Here is a 22,554-nt window from a genome sequence, read left to right as displayed (position 1 = left end):
AAGGTGACGCGCTGCGTCACATTGCCGCGTCCATCGCAGATTCGGCGCAGGGGGGTTCCCATCCGCGAAATAGCTGCCATCATTGGCGCGGGGAAATCGGGGGAGGCGTGGCCATGGGAGATTGGCACGCAACCTGCGTTGATCCACCCGCGGGGACAGGCAGCCTGCTCATCCGGTCATCTGGCCGGCCGGTTGCCGCACCCGGAAAATCAACCACCACTACTTGGGGACGTACCACCATGAAGAACCAGAAGGGCTTCACCCTGATCGAACTGATGATCGTCGTTGCGATCATCGCCATCCTGGCCGCCATCGCGCTGCCGGCTTACTCGAACTACACCAAGAAGGCCAAGGTCTCGGAAGTGATCCTTGCGGCTTCTTCGCTGCGTACCGACGTGTCGGAATACGTGGCCAGCAACAATGCCCTGCCGCCGGCCACCTGGGAGCCGGATTTCCAGCAGACCCAGTATGTCGACAAGCTGGAATGGGATGCGACCACCAAGACCATCACCGCGACCGCGCGTGGCATTGCTGATGACATCGATGGCGATACCATCACGCTGAAGGCCGACGACAGCAACGTGGCGAATGGCGTCATCCCGAAGTGGACCTGCGAAGGTTCCATCGCTTCGAAGTACCGCCCGGGTTCGTGCCAGGGTGAGGCCGCACCTGCCGAGTAACTGGCGTTTGCTGCTCGCGTACGGAAACGGGGAGCCCAGGCTCCCCGTTTTCGTTTGGGCGCTGCGGGTTGTCCGGATCCCGTCTGGCCGCGCGCTTGCATTGAGTCCGCGAAGTTTGTTCTTCTGTTGAAATCGACCGTGCGACTGGGGAGTTCGCAATGCGCCGTCCTTCATTCAGCCATGGCCCATGGCTGCTTCTGATCTTCGTGCTCTCCGGCTTCGCCGGGCTGATCTACCAGTCCATCTGGACGCAGTACCTGGGGCTGTTCCTGGGGCATTCCTCGCACGCGCAATCGCTGGTGCTGATCCTGTTCATGGGCGGCATGGCGCTGGGGGCGTGGCTGGTCAGCCGCCGCAGCGCGCTGCTGCGCCGGCCGCTGCTGGCCTACGCGGTCATCGAGCTGGTGATCGGGGTGCTGGGCATCGGTTTCGACGGGCTGTTCCAGGGCGTCACCGGTTGGGCGTACACCCACCTCATGCCGGGCATGGAGGGGACCTCGTCCACGGCGCTGCGCTGGGCGCTGGCCACGGCCCTGGTGCTGCCGCAATGCATCCTGCTGGGCGCGACCTTCCCGCTGATGAGTGCGGGTTACATGCGCCTGCAGCCCGGGTCGCAGGGTGAGGTGCTGGCCGGGCTCTATTTCTCCAACAGCCTGGGCGCGGCCGCCGGCGCCCTGGTGGCGACCTACGCGCTGCTGCCGGCGGTAGGGCTGCCGGGCACCGTCCTCAGTGCCGGCCTGCTCAACATCGTGGTGGCCATCCTGGTCTATCCACTGGCCCGCGACGGCAGCGCGCCTGCGGTAGTGGCCTCCGCCGCGCCGGCTGCCGGCGGCGTACGACCGGAGACTGCAGTGCCGGTGCGGCTGGTGCTGCTGGTCGCGGCAGCGACCGGCGCGTCGTCCTTCGTCTACGAAATCACCTGGGTGCGCATGCTGTCGCTCGCACTCGGCACCACGCTGCATTCGTTCGAGCTGATGCTGGCGGCGTTCATCCTCGGCATCGCCTTCGGTGGCCTGTGGCTGCGCCGCCGCGCCGACCGGATGCCGTCGCCCCTGCGGGTGGCAGGCTGGGTGCAGGTGTGGATGGGGCTGGCGGCGCTGGCCTCGATGTTCGTCTATGCGCAGGCCTTCGATTGGGTCGGCTGGCTGATGCGGGTCATCGTGCGCAGCGCGGATGGTTACGTGCTGTACAACTTGGCCAGTGCCGCCATTGCCGGCCTGGTGATGTTCCCGGCGGCGTTCTTCGCCGGCATGACGCTGCCGCTGCTGACCCTGGCGCTGCTGCGCGCCGGGCAGGGCGAGCGCGCGATCGGCCAGGCCTATGCGTTCAATACGCTCGGCGCGATCGTCGGTGTGCTGGCGGCCATCCATCTGCTGATGCCGCTGCTGGGGCTGAAGTACGCGCTGCTGGTCGCGGCAGTGGTCGACATCGTGCTGGGCCTGGTGCTGCTGCAGCGCCTTCGGCTTGCGGCCCCGGGCCGTCTGCGCTCGCCACTGTGGCAGGCTGGCGCGCTGGGTGTCGCTGGCGTAGTGGCGGCCGTCGTGCTGGTCCGCTTCGATCCGCTGGTGCTGAATTCGTCGGTGTACCGCCATGGCACGGCCCGTCTGGCGGATACCGCCACGATGCTGTTCTCGCGCGATGGGCAGACGGCCACCGTGGCGGTCTATGAAAGCACCCAGCCGATCGGCCGCATGCGTGCCATCGCCACCAACGGCAAAGTGGATGCAGGCATGGCCGTGTCGATGGTACAGGCACCCACCAGCGACGAATCGACCATGATCCTGCTGGCGGCTCTGCCGTTGGCGCTGCGCGATGATTACCAGCGCGTCGGCGTGATCGGTTTCGGATCCGGGCTCAGCACGCACACGCTGTTGGGCGACCAGCGCGTCGGGCGCGTGGAAACGGTGGAGATCGAGCCGGCCATGGTGGAGGGCGCGCGTCTGTTCGGCGAGCGTGTCGAGCGCGCCTTCAACGATCCGCGCTCGCACGTGGTGATCGACGATGCGAAGTCCTATTTCGCCGCCAGTCCGCGCAAGTACGATCTGATCATTTCCGAGCCGTCCAATCCCTGGGTGGGTGGAACGGCGGCGCTGTTCAGCGACGAGTTCTATGCGTTCGTGCCACAGCAGCTCAACGAAGGTGGCGTGTTCGTGCAGTGGCTGCAGCTGTATGAGATCACCCCCGAACTGGTCAGCTCGGTACTGGCGGGGCTGCTGGAACAGTTCTCCGATGTGCGCGCTTACCTGGCCAATCGTGGCGACCTGATCCTGGTGGCGACGCCGAAGGGCACGTTGCCGCCGATGAAGGGCAGCCTGTTCCAACAGCCGCAGCTGCGCGGGGAACTGGCGCGGATCGGCGTGCATTCGGTGGCCGATCTGGAGAACGCCCTGTCCATGGATGACGCAGCGCTGCGCGCCTTCGTTCCTCTGTATCCGGCCGCGCGCAATTCCGATTACTTCCCGACCTTGAAGTTGAATGCCCCGGTGGCACGTTTCCAGGGGGCGTTCACCCGTGATTTCCAGCAGGTGATGACGGCCCCCTGGCGGATCGTCAGCGCCCCGCCAACGGGGCAGGTGACGGCTACTGCGGCGGGTCTGCCGCAACCGGCGTCCAGCCGGGATGACAAACGTCCGACCGCACGGGCCGTGGCAGCTTTCCTGCAGGGCGAGGCGCCCACGGATGTGGCGGATGCCGATTGGATGAGTGCGCAGGCGCTGCGTGGGCTGGCAGCGCGCTGCGAACTGGACGGATCTCCGATGGAAACCACCCGGCTGCTGTTCGTGCTGGCCGGAGAAACGATCCCGTTCCTGCCGGCAGCGCAGCGGGCGGCCCTCTGGGCGCAGCGCGACTGGATGGACTGCACCCCGGCAGATCCCGTCGTGTCCGCCAGCCTTGCCCTGGTTGCCGCCGCGGCCACCGACGACCACCACGCTGTACTCACGGAAGGCCGGCGATTGTTGGGCAGCGAGCATGCGCCGATGCTGCTGGCCGACCCTGCCACCGGCTATTATCTGTTCGGTGCAATGCAGCACGCTGCGCGGCAGCTGGGGGATACCACGGCGTCGCGGCAACTGACGGACCAGTACTGGAAGGCGCTCGCGCCCGATGCGCGAGGAAACGGACCCCTGCGTTTGCTGAGCTACCTGGCCGCTATGGGCCGGCAACCCGTTTCTGAAACTGAATTCCGGCCGTCAGGGCACGAGTAACGAGGAATCCCATGAGCGTTGTTTCATCCCCCAACCTTGTCGGCATCACCGGGCTGGCGCGCCGCCTGGTCCAGGATGGTGCGCTGGACGAGGCCACCGCCCGCGACGCCATGACCCGGGCCGCCGCCGCGCGGCAGCCGCTGCCGCAGTGGTTCGCGCAGAACAAGGTGGTGGGGGCAGCACAGCTGGCCGCGGCCAATGCGGTTGAGTTCGGCATGCCGCTGTTCGACGTCTCGACCTTCGATGCCAGCCAGAACGCGATGAGCCTGGTCAGCGAGGAACTGCTGCGCAAGCACAACGTACTGCCGCTGTTCAAGCGTGGCGGCAAGCTGTTCGTCGGCACCAGCAACCCGACCCACGCACTGGACGAGATCAAGTTCCACACCAACCTGGTGGTGGAGCCGATCCTGGTCGACGAGGACCAGATCCGCCGCACTCTGGAACAGTGGCACGCCAGCCACGACACGCTGGGTGACGCGCTGGGCGGTGACGATGAGGGGATGGCCAACCTCGACGTGGGCCTGGGCGATGAGGATGGCGCGGGCGGCGACTCCGGCATCGATGCCAAGGGCGACGACACCCCGGTGGTGAAGTTCGTCAACAAGGTGCTGGTCGATGCGATCCGCAAGGGCGCGTCGGACATCCATTTCGAGCCGTACGAAGACGATTACCGCGTGCGCCTGCGCATCGACGGGCTGTTGAAGATGGTCGCGCGCGCGCCGGTGAAGTTGAACCAGCGCATCGCCGCGCGCCTGAAGGTGATGGCACAGCTGGACATCGCCGAGAAGCGCGTGCCGCAGGATGGCCGCATCAAGCTCAACCTGTCCAAGTCCAAGCAGATCGATTTCCGTGTGAGCACGTTGCCGACGCTGTTCGGCGAGAAGGTCGTGCTGCGTATCCTCGACGGCAGTGCCGCCAAGCTGGGCATCGACAAGCTCGGCTATGAGCCCGACCAGCAGAAGCTGTTCCTGGATGCGATCCACAAGCCATACGGCATGGTGCTGGTGACCGGGCCGACCGGTTCGGGCAAGACGGTGTCGCTGTATACCGCGCTGGGCATTCTAAACGACGAGACGCGCAACATCTCCACGGCGGAAGACCCGGTGGAAATCCGGCTGCCCGGCGTCAACCAGGTGCAGCAGAACAACAAGCGCGGCATGACGTTCGCCGCTGCGTTGCGCTCGTTCCTGCGCCAGGATCCGGACATCATCATGGTCGGCGAAATCCGCGACCTGGAGACCGCCGAGATCGCCATCAAGGCCGCGCAGACCGGCCACATGGTGCTGTCCACCCTGCATACCAACGACGCGCCGCAGACCATCGCGCGCCTGATGAACATGGGCATCGCGCCGTACAACATCACCAGCTCGGTGACCCTGGTGATCGCCCAGCGTCTGGCGCGACGGCTGTGCCCGAACTGCAAGCGCCCGGCGCAGCTGCCGGAGCATGCATTGCTGGCCGAGGGTTTTACCCAGGCCCAGCTGGATGAGGGCATCCAGCTGCATGAGGCGGTGGGCTGTGATGAATGCACCGAGGGTTACAAGGGCCGCACCGGTATCTACCAGGTGATGCCGATGACCGACGAGATCGCCACGATCGTGCTGGCCGGTGGCAATGCGCTGCAGATTGCCGAAGCCGCGCAGGCGATCGGGGTCAATGACCTGCGGCAGTCGGCATTGAGGAAGGTCGCGGCGGGCGTGACCAGCCTGGCCGAGATCAACCGCGTTACCAAGGATTGACGCGGTTGTGCTGACGGGGTCGGAGCCCTTTCCTGCGGAAAGGGATCCGACCACTGGGCCTTGCGGCCCTTACTCCATGCCCAGCTTCTTCAGCTTGTAGCGCAGCGCGCGGAAGGTGATGCCCAGCTGCGCGGCGGTACGGGTCTTGTTCCAGCGGTTTTCTTCCAGCGCGCGCTGGATGGCGCTGCGTTCGAGCTGTTCGATGTACGAGGGCAGGGCGGCACTGCCCGGCTGCAGATCGACCACGGCTTCGGCGGCCGTGCCGTTGCCGGGCATGCGGGGGGCGTGTTGCGGCAGGCGCAGATCGTCGACACCGATGCGGTCTTCCTCGGCCAGGGCCAGCGCGCGCTCAAGGATGTTCTCCAGTTCGCGCACGTTGCCGGGGAAGGCGTACTGCGCCAGTGCCTCCAGCGCCGAGGGCGCGAGCAGCGGCGTGGTGCGGCCGTGGCTGCGGGCCAGCCGTGCCAGCACGGCAGCGGCCAGCTCCGGCAGATCCTGGCGGCGTTCGCGCAGCGGCGGCACCTTCAGTTCGATCACATTGATGCGGTAGTACAGGTCGTGGCGGAAGCGGCCGTCCTCGACCAGCTCGGCCAGATCCTTGTGGGTGGCCGACAGGATGCGCACATCGACCGGTTCCTCGCTGGCCGCACCCACCGCGCGCACCGACTTCTCCTGGATCGCGCGCAACAGCTTCACCTGCATCTGCAGCGGCAGCTCGGCGACCTCATCCAGGAACAGGGTGCCACCATGGGCGGCCTGGAACAGGCCGGGCTTGTCGGCGTGGGCGCCGCTGAAGCTGCCCTTGCGGTGGCCGAAGAACTCGCTCTCCATCAGTTCGCCGGGAATCGCGCCGCAGTTGACCGGCACGAACGGCCCGGCAGCACGTGCCCCCTGGGTGTGGATGGTCCGCGCGACCAGTTCCTTGCCGACGCCGGATTCGCCGAGGATGTAGACCGGGGCCTGGCTGCGCGCGACTTTGCCGATGGTGGCACGCAACACGTCCATCGCCGGCGAATTGCCGAGCAGCCGGGCGCCCTGTTCGGCGACGGGGCCCGGTACGGGCCGCTCGCTGTTGTTCAATTCCAGCGCGTGCTTGACCAGTCCGCGCAGTACGGCGATGTCCACCGGCTTGCTGACGAAGTCGAAGGCGCCCGCCTTCAGGGCTTCCACTGCCAGATCCATGCTGCCGAAGGCGGTGATCATCGCCACCGGTGTGCGCGGGTAGTGCTGGGCGATCTCGCTGACCAGCTCGATGCCGTTGCCATCCGGCAGGCGCATGTCGGTGATGCACAGGTCATAAGGATTGCTGGCCAGCAGCTCGCGCGCTTCGGCGAGGTTGGCTGCAGTACTGATGCGCAGCCCCATGCGGCCGAGCGTCAGCACCAGCAGTTCGCGGATGTCGCGTTCGTCGTCGACGACGAGGGCGCTGCGGGTTTCGTTCATGGGCGGAAAAGATAAACGAGGGGGCTGAAAGCGACAAATGTTTGACGCACAGAATCAGGAACCATCGGGCAGCAGGGTGTGCGGACCTGGCAGGACCAAGCGGAAGCACGAGCCGCCGGCTGGCACCGGGATGTAATCCAGCCGTGCCTGGTTGGCCCTGCACAATTCGCGGGCGATGTACAAGCCCAGGCCGGTGCCGTGCTCGGAGGTGGTGAAGAACGGCCGGAACAGCTGCGCCGCCACGCTTTCGGGAATGCCGGGGCCACGGTCCATCACGTCGATCACCGCGCTGCGTTCGTGCCGGGCTACACGCAGCCGCACGCGGGCCGGCTGCTGGCCGATGCGGCCGTACTTCAGGGCGTTATGGACCAGCACGGTCAGCACCTGGTAGAGGTGGCGGGTGTCGACCTGCGCCGGCACCGAGGTGTCGCTGACGATCGGTTCGATGCTGTCGGTTTCCAGCGTCTGGCCCTGCTTGTACTCCAGCACGAAGCGGCGCACGAAGGCGACCAGATCCACGTTCTCCGGCGTGGCACGTTCGCGCCGGGCCAGGCCCAGCACGCTCTCGACGATGCCGTTGGTGCGCTGGCACTGCTGGCGGATGATCTGCAGCAGGCGGCGGTCGCTTTCGTTGAAGCCGGTACCTTCTTCCAGCAGCTGCACGGCATAGTTGATCGCCGCCAGCGGATTGCGGATCTCATGGGCCAGGCTGGCCGAGAAGCGGCCCATCGCCGACAGGGTGAGCGACTCGGCGCGCCGCGACACCACGCTGGAATCATCCAGGAAGACCAGGGCCAGTTCGCTGCCGGCCAGCAGGCGCGCGAAGCGCGGTTGCACTTCGGGCTGGTCCGGGTTGAGCTGCAGCGGCAGTTCGTCCTGGGTCCAGCCGTTGCGCCAGCGCTGCAGGCGACGGGCCAGCTCGGGTGCGACGCTGGCCAGATCGAGGCGGCCGGTTCCGCCCGCACCGTCGCTGTCGCCGAGCAGCATCGAGGCAGCCTCGTTGGCCAGCGTGATGCGGCTGTCGGCATCCACCACCAGCACGCCGGTGCGCATGCGGCGGATGATCAGTTCGTTGATCTGGAACAGATTGGCCACCTCGTCACCGCGCTGGTTGGCCAGCTGCTGGTTGCGGCGGGCGCGGCTGCCGACCTGGTAGCTGATGAAGGCCAGGGCCAGGTAACTGGTCGTGAACATCGCCAGCTCGGCCAGGGTGCGGGTCGGGTCGCCGCCCTCCAGCAGCTTCCACAGGTATTCGCCCACCGTTGCCAGGCTCGCCGCCAGGGCCAGCCCAAGACCCCAGCTCAGCGGCAGCAGGGTGGCGGCCGCGGCGATGTTGAACAGCAGCGACATCGAGATGCCGGCACTGGCGCCGGGCAGGGCGTGGGCCAGCAGGATGGCGGCGATGATGTCCACCAGCACGCCGGTGACCACGATCGGCCGCAGCCAGCGTTCGTTGCGGCCGATCGCCAGGGCCAGCAGCGACAACGCCAGGTAGGCCGCGCCGACGGTGTAGGCCAGCCGCGGGTGGTGGGCCTCGCCGACCATCATCGACAACGGGCTGTACAGCAGGGCGGCGATGACGGCTGCGATCAGCACCCGGTACAGGGCGAAGAAGTACAGCTCGCGCCGCGGAATCGATTCGATGCGGTCGATCAATGAAGCACTGGGTGACACGCCGGAACTCCCCTTCTGGCTGCCTGGATCTGGGTTGTGCGACGGGCATGCCCGAGCGGACGCAGATGCCCAGTATACGGTCGTGGCGATGCCCGGCCGCGGGTCCGCGTCGCGCAATCGGCCTGTGGCGAGGGCGGCCGGGCGGCTGCCGGCGATCCGCAACTGCCTGAATGACGGCGGAAATCCGCCCGGATCCGGTAGTCCGTACAGACTTCTTTGCGCCCCGGCGCCGGCTCGGCCACAATAGTGGGCCCGCCGCGGTCCGTGCCGGTGCCTCCCCCGGAGGCCCTGAGGAATTGCGTGCGGTCGTTCCTATTCCCACGGTGACGCATGAATTTCCACGAATACCAGGCAAAACAACTGCTTGCCGAATACGGCATCCCGGTCCCGGCCGGCAAGGTCGCGGCTACTCCGGACGAGGCGGTTGAAGTCGCCCAGTCGCTGGGCCAGGGCCCCTGGATGGTCAAGGCGCAGATCCACGCTGGCGGCCGCGGCAAGGCTGGCGGCGTCAAGTTCTGCAAGACCGTCGATGACGTGAAGGCCGCAGCGGCCAAGATGCTCGGCACCAAGATGGCCACCTACCAGACCGCCGGCGTCGAGCTGCCGATCAACCTGGTGCTGGTGACCACCGCCGGTGAGATCGTCAAGGAACTGTACCTGTCGGTCCTGGTGGATCGCGGCACCCGCACCATCAGCTACATCGCCTCCTCGGAAGGCGGCATGGAAATCGAGCAGGTGGCTGCCGAGACCCCGGACAAGATCCACACCCTGAATGTGGACTTCGTCGAGGGCGTGCAGGGTTACCACGGCCGTGACATCGGCTTCAAGATGGGCCTGACCGCCAAGCAGGCCGGCCAGTTCGCCAACATCATGGTGAACCTGTACCGCATCTTCAACGAAAAGGACCTGGCGCTGGTTGAGATCAACCCGCTGGCGATCCTGGACGACGGCAACCTGTACGCGCTGGACGGCAAGTTCAACAGCGACGACAACGCCAACTTCCGCCACAAGGAACTGGTCGCGATGCGCGACAAGTCCCAGGAAGATGAAACCGAAGTGACCGCTTCGGAGCTGGACATCAACTACGTCACCATGGACGGCAACATCGGCTGCATGGTGAACGGCGCCGGCCTGGCCATGGCGACCATGGACGTCATCAAGCTCAACGGCGGCGAGCCGGCGAACTTCCTGGACGTGGGCGGCGGTGCCAACAAGCAGCGCGTCATCGAAGCGTTCAAGCTGATCCTGTCCTCGGACAAGGTGGAAGGCATCTTCGTCAACATCTTCGGCGGCATCGTCCGCTGCGACATGATCGCCGAGGGCATCATCGCCGCCGTGAAGGAAGTGGGCGTCAAGGTGCCGGTCGTGGTGCGCCTGGAAGGCACCAACGTGGAAGAAGGCAAGCAGCTGCTGCGTGACAGCGGCATGGCCATCATCCCGGCTGACAACATCAACGACGGCGCCAAGAAAGTCGTTGAAGCGGTCAAGAACGCCGCCTGATCCACGACACCGAAGGAAATTCCCATGTCTGTTTTGATTAACAAGAACACCAAGGTGATCGTGCAGGGCTTCACCGGCCAGCAGGGCACCTTCCACGCGACTCAGATGATCGAGTACGGCACCCAGGTTGTTGGCGGCGTGACCCCGGGCAAGGGTGGCACCACCCACATCGACCTGCCGGTCTTCAACACCGTTGCCGACGCCGTGCAGAGCACTGGCGCCAATGCTTCGGTCATCTACGTGCCGCCGCCGTTCGCGGCCGACGCGATCCTGGAAGCCGCAGCTGCCGGCATCAAGGTCATCGTCTGCATCACCGAAGGCATCCCGGTGCTGGACATGCTGCGCGTCAAGAACGTGCTGACCCGTTCCTACCCGGACACCGTGCTGATCGGCCCGAACTGCCCGGGTGTCATCACCCCGGGTGAGTGCAAGATCGGCATCATGCCGGGCCACATCCACAAGCCCGGCAAGATCGGCATCGTGTCGCGTTCGGGCACGCTGACCTATGAAGCGGTCAAGCAGACCACCGAAGTCGGCCTGGGGCAGTCCACCTGCATCGGCATCGGCGGCGACCCGATCAACGGCCTGAACTTCGTTGACTGCCTGAAGCTGTTCAACGAAGACCCGCAGACCGAAGGCATCATCATGGTCGGCGAGATCGGTGGCGACGCCGAGGAAGCCGGTGCGGAATACATCAAGAACCACGTGAAGAAGCCGGTCGTCGGTTTCATCGCCGGTGCCTCGGCTCCGGCCGGCAAGCGCATGGGCCATGCCGGTGCGATCGCCTCCGGCGGCAAGGGCACGGCGGAAGGCAAGTTCGCCGCCATGGAAGCGGCTGGCGTCGTCACCGTGCGTTCGCCGGGCGACCTGGGCGCTGCCATCGCCAAGCTGGTGAAGTAAGGTTGTTGCCGGCTTCCGGCCGGCACGATCTGTAGAGCCGAGCCCATGCTCGGCTTGCTTTGGAAAAGCCGCCTCCGGGCGGCTTTTCTGCGTCTGGGCGTCGCGCAGTCATCCGCCGGGCATGGCCCGGCGCTACCCGCAGGGTCCGCCCGGCAGGCACACGGTGCGGCGTTACAATGGGCCATTGCAACCACAGGCTGGACCTTCCATGGCTTCGATCCGCATCGCGATGGCGCAGTTCGATTTTCCGGTCGGCGATGTCGCCGGCAATACCGAGCGCATCATCGAGATGATCGGCCAGGCGCGCGATGAGCATGGCGCCGGGCTGGTGATGTTCCCCGAGCTGGCGGTCAGCGGCTATCCGCCGGAAGACCTGCTGCTGCGTCCGGGGTTCCTGTACGAATGCGAGCAGGCGATCGCGCGCATTGCGGCTGCCTGCCGCGGTATCACCGCTGTGGTCGGCTGGCCGCAGGCGGCGGGCGCGGTGGTGTACAACGCCGCCAGCGTGCTGCGCGATGGCCGGGTCGAACAGACCTATCGCAAGCGCGAGCTGCCCAACTACGCGGTGTTCGACGAGCGCCGCTACTTCGACGTCGACCCTGATGGCGGCAGCTGCGTGTTCGACGTCGACGGCATTCCGGTGGGCCTGCTGATCTGCGAGGACCTGTGGTTCGCTGAGCCGCTGGCCGATACCGTGCGTGCTGGCGCGCAGTTGGTGGTGGTGCCCAATGCCTCGCCCTACGAGCGCGGCAAGCACGCCCAGCGCGATGCCGTGCTGGCCGCGCGCACCCGCGAGAGCGGTGCGGCGATCGCGTATCTCAATGTTGTCGGTGGCCAGGACGCACTGGTATTCGACGGCGCTTCGGTGGTGGCCGATGGCGACGGTACGGTGCACCCGGCTGCCGCTGCGTTTGTCGACCAGTGGCTGGTGGTGGAGTACGACGGCGCCAGCCGTCGCTTCATGCCGCACGTCTGGATGGACGATGGTGACGAGAGCATGGACGCCCTGGCCTGGCGCGCGGTGACCCGTGGCATCCAGGATTACTGCCGCAAGAATGGTTTCACGAAGGTGTGGCTGGGCCTGTCCGGCGGCATCGATTCGGCCCTGGTGCTGGCCCTGGCGGTGGATGCGATGGGGGCCGAGAACGTGACTGCCGTGCGCCTGCCGTCACGCTATACCGCAGGCCTGTCCAACGATCTGGCTGCAGAGCAGTGCCAGGCGTTGGGAGTGAAGCTGGAAGCGGTGTCGATCGAGCCGGCGTTCAAGGGCCTGATGGAATCGCTGGCGCCGCTGTTCGAGGGCACAACCCCGGATGTGACCGAGGAGAACCTGCAGTCGCGCAGCCGCGGCGTGATCCTGATGGCGCTGGCCAACAAGTTCGGTGGCCTGCTGCTGACCACCGGCAACAAGAGCGAGTATGCGGTCGGCTACGCCACCATCTACGGTGACATGTGTGGCGGCTACGCGCCGTTGAAGGATCTGTACAAGACCGAAGTATTCGGTCTGTCGAAGTGGCGCAATACCGTGGGGGGCGCGCCGGTGATTCCGCCGGCCGTGATCAGCCGCCCGCCGTCGGCCGAACTGCGCGAGAACCAGCTGGACCAGGATTCGCTGCCGGCCTATGACGTGCTGGACGGCATTTTGTACCGCTACGTCGACCAGGAGCAGTCGCGCGCCGAGATCGTTGCAGCCGGTTACGATGCGGCCGTGGTCGACCGCGTGCTGCGGCTGGTGCGCATCAGCGAGTGGAAGCGGCACCAGGCCGCACCGGGGCCGAAGGTCTCCCGTCGCGCCTTCGGCCGCGAACGCCGCTATCCGATCAGCAACGGCTACAAGGGCTGAGGCCCGCGCCTCCGCAGGGCCCGGTCATGGCGGGCCCCACAAAAAGGAAGGGCCCCTTGCGGGGCCCTTTTCTTACTTCTTTTCCAGCCGCGCGTTGCGCTGGCCGGTACTGGCGGACTTCTCGCCTGCGAACGGGTTGAGCTTGCGGATCATCCAGGGGTACTTCGGCCAGTTGCCTGCCAGCCACGGGTGATCGGGCTGGTTCAGCTCCAGCACGCGCCGGGCATCGTCGGCCAGGGTCTTGTTGCCCAGGTGGGTGTAGGAGTCGGCCAGGACTGCCACGGCGTCGTACTGGAAGGCGCTCTGCGGATAGGTTTCCAGCAGGTAGTTGGCGCGGCCAGCGGCCGACACCCAGGCGCCACGGCGCATGTAGTACAGCGCGTTGTCCAGCTCGTGCTGGGCGAATACGTCACGCAGCTCGATCATCCGCTGGCGGGCGTCGGCGGCGTAGCGGCTGTTCGGGTAGCGGTCAACGACGATGTTGAAGTCCGAATACGCCTGGTGCGGCGTGGACAGATCGCGGCGGCTGGGGTCCAGGGACCATACGCGACGCAGGAAAACCGTATTGCGGTTGGAGTTGGCCAGGCCGCGCAGGTAATACAGGTAGGCGATGTTGCGATGGGTCGGATAGGTCCGGATGAAGCGGTCGATGCTCGACACCGCATCGTCGTGCTTGCCGGCCTTGTACTGCGCGTAGGCGGTTTCGATCATCGCCTGTTCGGTGTACGGGCCGTAGGGATACTGGGCCACCAGGCGACGGAAGCTGGCTTCGGCGCCGCTCCAGTTGCCCCCCTTCATCAGCGTGTGGCTCTTCTCGTACAGCTGTTCGACCGGCGTCCCCTCGTCGGGGCGATCACCCTTCTTGGCGCCGCGATGGCAGCCGGTGGCGGCGATGACCAGCACCAGCAGCAGGGCGGTGAGGCGGACGGGCGCGGAGAGCATGGCGGAGCGTCGGATCATGGGGTCAAGGCGGGACGCGTCTGGAATACGAAGGGTCGATGATAGCCTAGTGTCCTGTCCTGCGACTGAAACCGACCGCCGGGACCCCAAAATTTCAAAGATACCCCCCTGCCATGTCTGAACAACCCTCCGAATCGGCCCGCCAGGCCATCGTCCCCGACACCGCCGCCGGCCGGCGTTTCGACGCCGTCGTGGCCGAACTGTTCCCCGAGTACTCCCGTTCACGCCTGACCGAATGGATCAAGGCCGGCGACGTCCTGCTCGATGGCGCCCAGGCGCGGCCGCGCGATCCGCTGCGCGGTGGCGAGGTGGTGACCCTGAACGTGGTGCTGGAGACCCAGACCGATGCCCAGCCGGAGGACATCCCGCTGGACGTGCTGTTCGAGGACGAGCACCTGCTGGTGATCAACAAGCCGGTCGGCCTGGTGGTCCACCCGGGTGCCGGCAACCACAGCGGCACCCTGGTCAATGCGCTGCTGTACCGCGACCCGTCGGTGGCGGTTCTGCCGCGCGCCGGCATCGTGCATCGCCTCGACAAGGACACCAGCGGCGTGATGGTGGTCGCCCGCACCCTGGAGGCGCAGACGGCCCTGGTCGAACAGCTGGCCGCGCGTGATGTGCACCGCCAGTATCTGGCCATCGTGATGGGCGCTCTGGTGGCCGGCGGCACCGCCGATGCGCCGATCGACCGTCATCCGCGCGACCGCCTGAAGATGGCGGTGCGCGAAGACGGCAAGGACGCGATCACCCATTACCGCCTGCGCGAGCGCTTCCGGGCGCACACCGCGCTGGAATGCCGGCTGGAAACCGGCCGCACCCACCAGATCCGCGTGCATATGGCGCACCTGCGCCACCCCATCATCGGCGACCCGCTGTATGGCGGTGCGCTGAAGCTGCCCAAGGGCGCCAGCGACGAACTGGTGGCCGCGCTGCGTGGCTTCAAGCGCCAGGCCCTGCACGCCGAGACGCTGGAGTTCGTGCATCCCATCACCGGCGAGCCGGTGCGCAATTCGGCGCCGGTACCGGACGACATGCTGCACCTGATGAAGGTGCTGCGCGAAGACAGCGAGGCCTTTACCGAGCGCGAGCGGGATCGCTGGTGATGGCGACCGCGCTGCCGCTGCTGCAGGCTGACTGGCCGGCGCCGCCGGGCGTGCGGGCGCTGACCACACGCCGGCACGGCGCGGGCATTTCGCCGGCACCCTTTGCCCAGTTCAACCTGGGCAACCGGCACGCAGCCGATGGAGATGCGCCGGCCAACGTCGAACACAACCGGCAACTGCTGCAGCAGGGACTGGCGCTGCCCTCCGCGCCGCACTGGCTGCGCCAGGTGCATGGCACCACCGTGCTGCGCTTTGATGGCCCGCCAGTGGCCGGGGCCAGCGAGCCGGTGGCCGATGCTGCGGTGACGTCGGTGCCGGGGGTGGTGCTGGCCATCCTGACCGCGGACTGCCTTCCGGTGGTGTTTGCCGCCGCCGACGGCAGCGAAGTGGGCGCGGCCCATGCGGGCTGGCGCGGCCTGGCCGATGGCATGCTGGAACACACGGTAGCCGCGATGCGCACCGCGCCGTCGCAGCTGCGGGTCTGGCTGGGCCCGGCGGCAGGGCCTGCCGACTATGAGATCGGCGAAGAGGTGTATCAGGCCTTCGTCGGCCACGAACCGGCGGCGGCCGCCGCCTTCGTGGCCACCCGCGCGGGGCACTGGAAGGTCGATCTGTTCGCACTGGCCCGCCAGCGCCTGCAGTCCGTGGGCGTGGACCCGGCCCAGGTGTCTGGCGGCACGATCTCCACCATTGCCGATCCGGACCTGTATTCGCACCGTCGCGACCGCCGCACCGGCCGCATGGCAACGCTGGCCTGGATCGCTCCCTGACCGTGCCGCTGTTCGCGCAGGTGCTGGGGCCGGCCTTCGCCACCCTGGCAGCACCGGTGCAGGCGTTGCATGCGGCGCCGCTGCCGTGCCGCCGTACCGGGCAGGCGCGGATCGCACGGGGCGGCCATTGGCTGGTGCCCATGCTGGCCGCGTTGGCGCGGCTGCCGAAGGAGGCGCACGCCTTGCCGGTCGAGGTGGTGTTCAGCGTCTGCGGGCAAGGCGAGCAGTGGGCGCGACGTTTCGGGCGCTGGCCGATGGTGTCGCGGCTGTGGGCACAGGAAGGCGGTCTGCATGAGCAGCTCGGTGCGGTGCACTTCGGATTCGAGCTGCGGGCGCGTGAAGGCGGCATCGACTGGTCGGTGCGCAGCGTCCGCGTGTTCGGCCTGCTGCCGCTGCCGACGCGCTGGTTCGACGGCGTGCGCTGCCGCGAGGCCTGGGCCGCAGAGCGCTACACTTTCCTGGTTGATGTGACATTGCCCTGGATTGGACCCCTGATCCGTTATGAAGGCTGGCTCGACCCGCAGTGACGCAGTGATCGTGTTCGATGGCGTCTGTGCGCTGTGCAGCCGCTGGGTGCGTTTCCTGCTGCGTGTGGACCGCCACGGGCGTTATCGCTTCGCAGCGATGCAGGGTACGCATGGCAGCCTGCTGCTGCGCAGCCATGGGCTGGATCCGCAGGACCCGCGCTCCTTTCTGCTGCTGGACGAGCAGGGCGCCTGGACTGACACGGACGCGATCCTGCGCGTGCTGACCGGGCTGGGAGGCGCATGGCGGCTGGCGGGCGTGCTGCGCCTGTTGCCGCGCAGCTGGCGGGATGCCGCCTATCGCAGGCTGGCCCGCAACCGATACCGCTGGTTCGGTCGTCACGACCGCTGCACGCTGGCGACGACGCAGCAGGCCGGCCGTTTCCTGGACTGATGTGCCGGTCGGTCCGCGCGCGGTGTCAGTGCGGAGCCGCAAGCAGCCGATAGGCGATGCGCTGGTTGCGCGCGCGGCCGTCCTCGCTGCGGTTGTCGGCTACCGGATGCTCCTCGCCGTACCCCACCGCGACCAGCGTCGGTGCCGGCACGCCATGCGCCTGCAACGCCGTCACCACCACGTCCGCACGCTGCTGGCTGAGCTGCCGGTTGGCCTCGGACGCGCCCTGGCTGTCGGTGTGAGCGGCCACTTCCACCCGTGTGCCTGGCGCAGTGCTGCGCAATGCGTCGGCCACCACCTGCAGCGTTTCGCTGGAGCTGCCGCGCAGTTCGCTGGAGCCGGGATGGAACTCCAGCCGGGTCAGGTTCAGCGCAGCGATCCGCTGCGCGGCGCCGGCATCGGCCGGCAGCCGCGACAATGCCGCCCGGCCCGGACCCCACAGCCCACTCATCCGCAGGGCGGGGAAATCCTGGCGGAGCTGCCGCGAGATCGCCAGGCGCCGCTCTTCGCTCAGGGCGGTGGAGTCGATATCCAGCTGGTTGCCGGCGAACTCCAGGCGCAGTCCGTCGCCCTGCAGGCAGGGCAGGGTGCGGATCAGGCGCTCGAACCAGCGCGGCGACCGGGCCTGCGGATCGATCTCGATACGGCCACTGACGTGCCCTGCGCCATGCACCGCAATCAACGCGCTCCACAGGCGGCGGCGCAGGGCGTCGCTGGGCAGGCTGCCATGGACCGAGACCTGCGCGCCGCGCTGGTGCAGGAACAGCCGCGCGTCGTGCTCGCGGACGATCACCTGTGGCGTCCACAGCGGCGTGCGTGCCTTCAGCTGCAGCCATGCGGTAGCGCCGAGCACGACCACGGCGGCCATCATCCACAGCAGGCTGCGCAGGGCCATGCCCTGCACCCGCGGGGTGAGCAGGGTGCCGGCCATCTGCGGTCGCTGCCGCTGCGGGCGGTTGCGCAGCTGGCGCGGCTCCGAAGGGGCCGGCTCGATGGGCTGGGACGTCAATGCGATCAGCCCCGGCAGCAGATCGCAGGCCACGACCCGGAACGCCCCCGATGACAGTCTGCTGCGCCGGGCCAGCCGGTCCATGACCGGATCACCCAGCGCACGCTGCAGGTCGCTGGCCAGCACCGGCAGCGGCGGCTGCCCGGGACGCCGCCAGGATCGGAAGTGAACCCCCAGGCCCGCCTGCTCGAAGGTCTGCTCCAGTCCGTCCAGTCCCCGCGGGTGGGAGGCTATCCAGCCGGCAATCACATCAACCACCCAACGGGTGCGATGGCCCAGTCCCAGGCGGTGGCTGGCTTCTTCGATGAAACGGTCGTACGCGTGCATGCAGTGGATCCCCGGAGTGATGTGCACGCAGTCGTGCACGGTGCGGCTTCTGTCGATTGCAGGAGCTCTGGGGGCGCCACTGTGGGGAGGTCGCGTCAATGCGAAATGAAATATCGCCGGTTCATTTTCTTTCGTTTTCCGCGATGGCGTCGCGAGGACGCCACGCAGCTGGCTGGAAGCCTTGGGGCAGCAGGACGTTCGCCTGCCTGAGTGCCACTTGCGACAGCGGCTGTGGAGATCACGCCACAGCGGCGGGATGGTTGCATGCGCAATTACTTTCGAGCCAAAAGCGTCAAGTTTCGGCGTACAGAATGCGCCTGATTCAGCCTTCGAGGGCGTCCAGGTAGCTGCGCCGCCAATGGTTGATGTCGTAGGTGCGCAGGTGCTCCATCATGGCGTGCCAGCGCTCCTGGCGCTTGCGCAGCGACATGGTGGCGGCCGTGGCGATGGCATCGGCCACGCCGTCCAGATCGTGCGGGTTGACCAGCAGCGCCTGCTTCAGTTCATCGGCGGCGCCGGCCAGAAGGGACAGCACCAGCACGCCCGGATCCTCCGGGTCCTGCGAGGCGACGTACTCCTTGGCGACCAGGTTCATGCCATCGCGCAGCGGGGTGACCAGACCGACGGCCGCCGCGCGGTAGAAGCCGGTGAGGGTGGCATGGGTGAAGTTCTGGTTGACGTAGCGAAGCGGCGTCCAGTCCGGCTCGGCATGGCCACCGTTGATGTGCCCGGCGATCTGTTCCAGCTGGCTGCGCAGTTGCCGGTACTCGGTGACATCACCGCGCGAGACCGGCGCGATCTGCAGGTAGGTCAGGGTGCCGCGCTGGTCGGGGTGGCGCTGCAGGTAACGTTCGAAGCCGAGGAAACGTTCGGGCAGTCCCTTGGAATAGTCCAGGCGGTCCACGCCGATGGCCAGCTGCCGATCCCGCAGACTGGCCCGCAGGTTCTTCACGGCGGCCTTGGCCGCTGCGGTGCTGGCCTGACGCGCGATAAGCCCGGTGTCGATGCCGATCGGGAAGGCGGCAGCGCGGAAGCGGCGCCCCCCCGGGGCCTCCAGTTCGCCGTTGTCGAGCACGCGACCGCCGCCGAACAGCCGCAGGTAGGTCTGGAAGCGGTCGGCATCGCGCTGGGTCTGGAATCCCACCAGGTCATAGGCATACAGCGCGGAGAACAGCCGCAGGTGGTCGGGCATGGCCTGCAGCAGGTCCGCCGAGGGCATCGGGATGTGCAGGAAGAAGCCGATGCGGCAGCCGATGCCGCGCTCGCGCAGCAGGGCACCCAGCGGGATCAGATGGTAGTCGTGGATCCAGACGATATCGTCCTCGCGCAGCAACGGCGCGAGCTTGTCCGCGAACATCGCATTGACCTTGTGATACGTCTCGCGCGTGCCGCGGTCATAGTCGACCAGGTCCAGGCGGAAATGCAGCAGCGGCCACAGCGTGCGGTTGGCGAAGCCGTTGTAGTAGCCGTCCACCTCGCGCTTGTTCAGGTCCATGGTGACGAAGCGGATGTCGCCGTCCTGCTGTTCATGCAGCGCGCCGCTGCCATCACGCACGGTCTTGCCACTCCAGCCGAACCACATGCCGCCGCGCTCCTTGAGCGCAGCCAGCAGGCCCACCGCAAGGCCCCCGGCGCGGTTCTCGCCGGGCACGGCAACGCGGTTGGAGACCACCACCAGACGACTCATGATGCCTCCTGCCACGAACGTGACAGGCGCATCGCTGCCGTGATCAGACCCACATGCGAATACGTCTGCGGGAAATTGCCCCACGCCTCGCCGCTGTCGAAGGCCAGGTCCTCCGACAGCAGACCAAGATGGTTGCGCTGCTTCAACAGCGTCTCGAACATCTCGCGTGCCTCATCCATGCGCCCGATCGCCGCCAGCGCATCGATGTACCAGAAGGTGCAGATGGTGAAGCTGGTTTCCGGCTCGCCGAAATCGTCCGGTGCGATGTAGCGGTACAGCGAATTGCCATGCTTGAGGTCGCGGCCGATGGCCTCGACGGTGGCGATGAAACGTGCGTCGAGTGCATCGATGAAGCCGATGTCGGCCAGCAGCAGCAGCGACGCGTCCAGGCGATGGCCGTCGAAGGTGTCGGTGAAGTGGCCCAGCGATTCGCTCCAGGACCGCTGCATGATGCGCGCGTGGATGATGTCGGCGCGCTCGCGCCAGTAGCGTGCACGGTCATCGCGCTTGAGCCTCACGGCGATCTTGCACAGGCGATCGCAGGCGGCCCAGCACATCGCGCTGGTGTAGGTGTGCACCTCGGTGCGGCCGCGGAACTCCCACAGGCCTGCGTCGGGGACGTCGTGCAGGGCAAAGGCCTGTTCGCCCAGCGGTTCCAGCCGGGCAAAGGTATGGGCATCCCCGGGGTCCTGCAGGCGACGATCGAAGAACAGCTGCGTGGAGGCCAGCACCACGCTGCCATACACGTCGTGCTGGCGCTGCACCCAGGCCAGGTTGCCGCGGCGCACCGGGCCCATCCCGCGGTAGCCGGACAGGCTGGGAACTTCATCCTCGTCCAGCTTGGCCTCGAATCCGATGCCGTACAGCGGCTGCAGCGTGCCGTCGGTGGTGGCGAGGTTGAAGATGTAGCCGAGGAACTGCTCCATCGTACGGGTGGCGCCAAGCCGGTTCAGCGAACGCACCACGAACGCAGCATCGCGCAGCCAGCAGTAGCGGTAGTCCCAGTTGCGCACGCTGCCGGGAGCTTCGGGAATCGAGGTGGTCATCGCCGCGATGATCGCCCCACTGTCCTCGTACTGACACAGCTTGAGAGTGATCGCGCTGCGGATCACCGCGTCCTGCCATTCCAGCGGGATCGACAGATAGCGCACCCATTCGCGCCAGTAGTCACGCGTGCGCTGGAACGCTTCCTGCACATAGCCGCTGATCGAGCGGTTGAGCGATTCATCCACGCCCAGGATCAGGTGCACAGGGTGGTTGAGGACGAACGGCAGGCCATCACGGACCATCCGGACCGGCACATCGGTGGTCAGCCGCAGCACGTGGTCGGGCAGGATCCAGCGCACGTGGTTGCTGCCCCACGTGGATTCGGGAACACGTGCGCCCCAGTCGGCCAGCGGCCGTGCGCGGATGACGATACGCGGGCTGCCGGCCAATGGCCGCACCTGGCGGATCAGGCTGACCGGCCGGTAGAAGCGGTCGTTCTGCCGCCAGCGTGGTGCGAAATCGAGGATCTCCAGCGCACCTCCATGCGTGTCGCGCAGCACCGTGCGCAGGATGGCGGTGTTGGTGAGATATTCCTGCTCGCTGTCGGCGAAGTCCTCCAGCTCGACGGCGAAGTCGCCGCCTGTCTGCTGGTTCGGGCCCAGCAGCGCACAGAAGGTGGGGTCGCCGTCAAAGGTGGGCAGGCAGCTCCAGACGACACGGGCATGTTTGTCGACCAGGGCGCCGAAGCTGCCGTTGCCGACCACGCCCAGATCAAGATCGGGTTGGGTCATCACGCGGTACATCTCGGTTGCGGCCGTGGGGGTGGCCGGGTCAATAGGCATTCTCGCGCAGCCAGGCGTGCACGCTGCGTATGTCAGGCAGCGCGAACACGGCGGCGCTGGGTTCACGCTCGCCGATCAGCACGCTCCAGCCATGCTGGCCGTTGGCGGCGTCGAATCCGAATTCATCCGTCAGGTCATCGCCGAGGAACACGGGCAGGCGGCCCCGGAACGGCAAGTACTGCATCATCCGCCGGATCGCGCGGCCCTTGTCGGTGCCGACGGGCACGAACTCGACCACGTGATCGCCGGGTTGCAGGCGGTAGCTGGAGCGACCGCGCACATGGCGGTCAGCGAACGCCCGCACCTCGCTTCCAGCGTGCGGCGCCTCGCGCCAGTGCAGGGCCAGGCCCACACCCTTGTCTTCTACCAGTACCCCGGGATGGCCATGGGCAAAACGCATCGCCTGCTGATGCAGGGCATGCAGCCATTCGGCGGTGTCATCGTCATGTTCGTCGCGCAGCACGCGTCCGTCCTGGCCACGCAGTTCATGGCCGTGCAGGCCGGCCGCAGGCAGCTGCAGAGGCGCGAACAACTGGTCAAGCTGTGCCAGAGGACGGCCACTGACCAGTGCTACGGCACCTTCCAGGCGGTCGCTGATACGACCGATGGCCTCACGCACATCGGGCAGCAGCTGCACGGCGTCCGGTCGTGCAGCGAATTCAATCAGGGTGCCATCGACATCGAGGAACAACGCGCAGGCATCGTCCAGCAATGGAGGTGGCGGACGCAGGGGGAGCGGTTCAGCCATGACGCCCAGCCTGCCAGCGTGGGCGTGTACGTGGGGTCGAGAGCAGGCGACGACGGTGCGTCTGCGCTGTCTGTCGATTGCCGGCACAAGGGAGCGGTACCGGAGCGGGGCAGTGCCGCCCCCGGGGGCGGCCCCCCCCCCCCCCCCCCGCCCGCGCTGCGAATGTGGCTGCCACCGTGGCGGCGGAACGCGAGGCAGCAGAGGCCAAGGCTGCGACG

The 22,554-nt window shown here is 67.1% G+C and carries 17 protein-coding genes; 10 read left to right on the top strand and 7 right to left on the bottom strand.

What is annotated here, in order from left to right:
- Positions 1-239 precede the first annotated feature (239 nt).
- The 3 genes from ACVOME_RS13625 (at position 240) to pilB (ending at position 5,625) form a co-directional block, all read left to right on the top strand.
- On the top strand, positions 240-680 hold the full coding sequence (locus ACVOME_RS13625) for a pilin (protein WP_065181644.1): 441 nt from the start codon (positions 240-242) through the stop codon (positions 678-680).
- A gap of 158 nt (positions 681-838) precedes the next feature.
- On the top strand, positions 839-3,886 hold the full coding sequence (locus tag ACVOME_RS13620) for a fused MFS/spermidine synthase (protein WP_065181643.1): 3,048 nt from the start codon (positions 839-841) through the stop codon (positions 3,884-3,886).
- An 11-nt stretch (positions 3,887-3,897) separates the two neighbouring features.
- Positions 3,898-5,625 (top strand): type IV-A pilus assembly ATPase PilB, encoded by a 1,728-nt coding sequence (pilB, locus tag ACVOME_RS13615; RefSeq protein ID WP_053517028.1) that lies wholly within the window; start codon positions 3,898-3,900, stop codon positions 5,623-5,625.
- A 69-nt stretch (positions 5,626-5,694) separates the two neighbouring features.
- Here the strand turns inward: pilB and ACVOME_RS13610 are convergent, their stop codons facing one another.
- Positions 5,695-7,068, bottom strand: coding sequence for a sigma-54-dependent transcriptional regulator (locus ACVOME_RS13610; RefSeq protein WP_053517026.1), 1,374 nt, complete (start codon positions 7,066-7,068; stop codon positions 5,695-5,697).
- 54 nt (positions 7,069-7,122) lie between these two features.
- A complete protein-coding gene (locus tag ACVOME_RS13605; protein WP_053517024.1) occupies positions 7,123-8,742 on the bottom strand; it encodes a sensor histidine kinase in 1,620 nt (539 codons plus the stop codon).
- 330 nt (positions 8,743-9,072) lie between these two features.
- Between ACVOME_RS13605 and sucC the strand changes: the two genes are divergently transcribed.
- The 3 genes from sucC to ACVOME_RS13590 all read left to right on the top strand — a co-directional run bounded on the left by sucC (position 9,073) and on the right by ACVOME_RS13590 (position 12,985).
- Positions 9,073-10,242: an ADP-forming succinate--CoA ligase subunit beta gene (sucC, locus tag ACVOME_RS13600; protein ID WP_005418614.1), complete on the top strand. Its 1,170-nt coding sequence runs from the start codon at positions 9,073-9,075 to the stop codon at positions 10,240-10,242.
- 24 nt (positions 10,243-10,266) lie between these two features.
- On the top strand, positions 10,267-11,142 hold the full coding sequence (gene sucD, locus ACVOME_RS13595) for a succinate--CoA ligase subunit alpha (protein ID WP_005418610.1): 876 nt from the start codon (positions 10,267-10,269) through the stop codon (positions 11,140-11,142).
- Between the two features lie 208 nt (positions 11,143-11,350).
- Complete coding sequence (locus tag ACVOME_RS13590; protein ID WP_053517022.1) at positions 11,351-12,985, top strand: NAD+ synthase; 1,635 nt, start codon at positions 11,351-11,353, stop codon at positions 12,983-12,985.
- 72 nt (positions 12,986-13,057) lie between these two features.
- Here ACVOME_RS13590 and ACVOME_RS13585 read toward each other — a convergent pair whose 3' ends face one another.
- Positions 13,058-13,945, bottom strand: a complete 888-nt coding sequence (locus tag ACVOME_RS13585) for an outer membrane protein assembly factor BamD (protein ID WP_053517021.1) — start codon at positions 13,943-13,945, stop codon at positions 13,058-13,060.
- A 113-nt stretch (positions 13,946-14,058) separates the two neighbouring features.
- On the opposite strand from ACVOME_RS13585, the gene rluD reads away from it, so the two are divergent.
- Genes rluD through ACVOME_RS13565 form a run of 4 tightly spaced genes read left to right on the top strand, consistent with a single transcriptional unit; the run spans position 14,059 to position 16,736 of the window.
- Positions 14,059-15,048 carry a 23S rRNA pseudouridine(1911/1915/1917) synthase RluD gene (gene rluD / locus ACVOME_RS13580; RefSeq protein WP_053517019.1) on the top strand — a complete coding sequence of 330 codons (990 nt, stop codon included), beginning with the start codon at positions 14,059-14,061 and terminating at the stop codon, positions 15,046-15,048.
- Positions 15,048-15,818 (top strand): peptidoglycan editing factor PgeF, encoded by a 771-nt coding sequence (pgeF, locus tag ACVOME_RS13575; protein ID WP_065175783.1) that lies wholly within the window; start codon positions 15,048-15,050, stop codon positions 15,816-15,818. The genes rluD and pgeF overlap by 1 nt, the downstream gene beginning before the upstream one ends.
- Before the next feature lie 20 nt (positions 15,819-15,838).
- Positions 15,839-16,345: a DUF4166 domain-containing protein gene (locus ACVOME_RS13570; protein WP_481505188.1), complete on the top strand. Its 507-nt coding sequence runs from the start codon at positions 15,839-15,841 to the stop codon at positions 16,343-16,345.
- A complete protein-coding gene (locus ACVOME_RS13565; protein ID WP_277381033.1) occupies positions 16,320-16,736 on the top strand; it encodes a thiol-disulfide oxidoreductase DCC family protein in 417 nt (138 codons plus the stop codon). The genes ACVOME_RS13570 and ACVOME_RS13565 overlap by 26 nt, the downstream gene beginning before the upstream one ends.
- 25 nt (positions 16,737-16,761) lie before the next feature.
- Here the strand turns inward: ACVOME_RS13565 and ACVOME_RS13560 are convergent, their stop codons facing one another.
- The 4 genes from ACVOME_RS13560 to otsB form a co-directional block, all read right to left on the bottom strand.
- Positions 16,762-18,072 (bottom strand): OmpA family protein, encoded by a 1,311-nt coding sequence (locus ACVOME_RS13560; RefSeq protein WP_197572149.1) that lies wholly within the window; start codon positions 18,070-18,072, stop codon positions 16,762-16,764.
- 322 nt (positions 18,073-18,394) lie between these two features.
- A complete protein-coding gene (gene otsA / locus ACVOME_RS13555) occupies positions 18,395-19,759 on the bottom strand; it encodes an alpha,alpha-trehalose-phosphate synthase (UDP-forming) (RefSeq protein ID WP_053517011.1) in 1,365 nt (454 codons plus the stop codon).
- On the bottom strand, positions 19,756-21,537 hold the full coding sequence (locus ACVOME_RS13550) for a glycoside hydrolase family 15 protein (RefSeq protein ID WP_053517094.1): 1,782 nt from the start codon (positions 21,535-21,537) through the stop codon (positions 19,756-19,758). The genes otsA and ACVOME_RS13550 overlap by 4 nt, the downstream gene beginning before the upstream one ends.
- Before the next feature lie 40 nt (positions 21,538-21,577).
- Positions 21,578-22,336 carry a trehalose-phosphatase gene (gene otsB, locus ACVOME_RS13545; RefSeq protein ID WP_053517008.1) on the bottom strand — a complete coding sequence of 253 codons (759 nt, stop codon included), beginning with the start codon at positions 22,334-22,336 and terminating at the stop codon, positions 21,578-21,580.
- Positions 22,337-22,554 lie beyond the last annotated feature (218 nt).

It is taken from the genome of Stenotrophomonas sp. STEN008 (assembly GCF_056760435.1).
The sequence above is the reverse complement of the archived record's forward strand: the minus strand, read 5'-3'. Positions and strand labels throughout refer to the sequence as shown.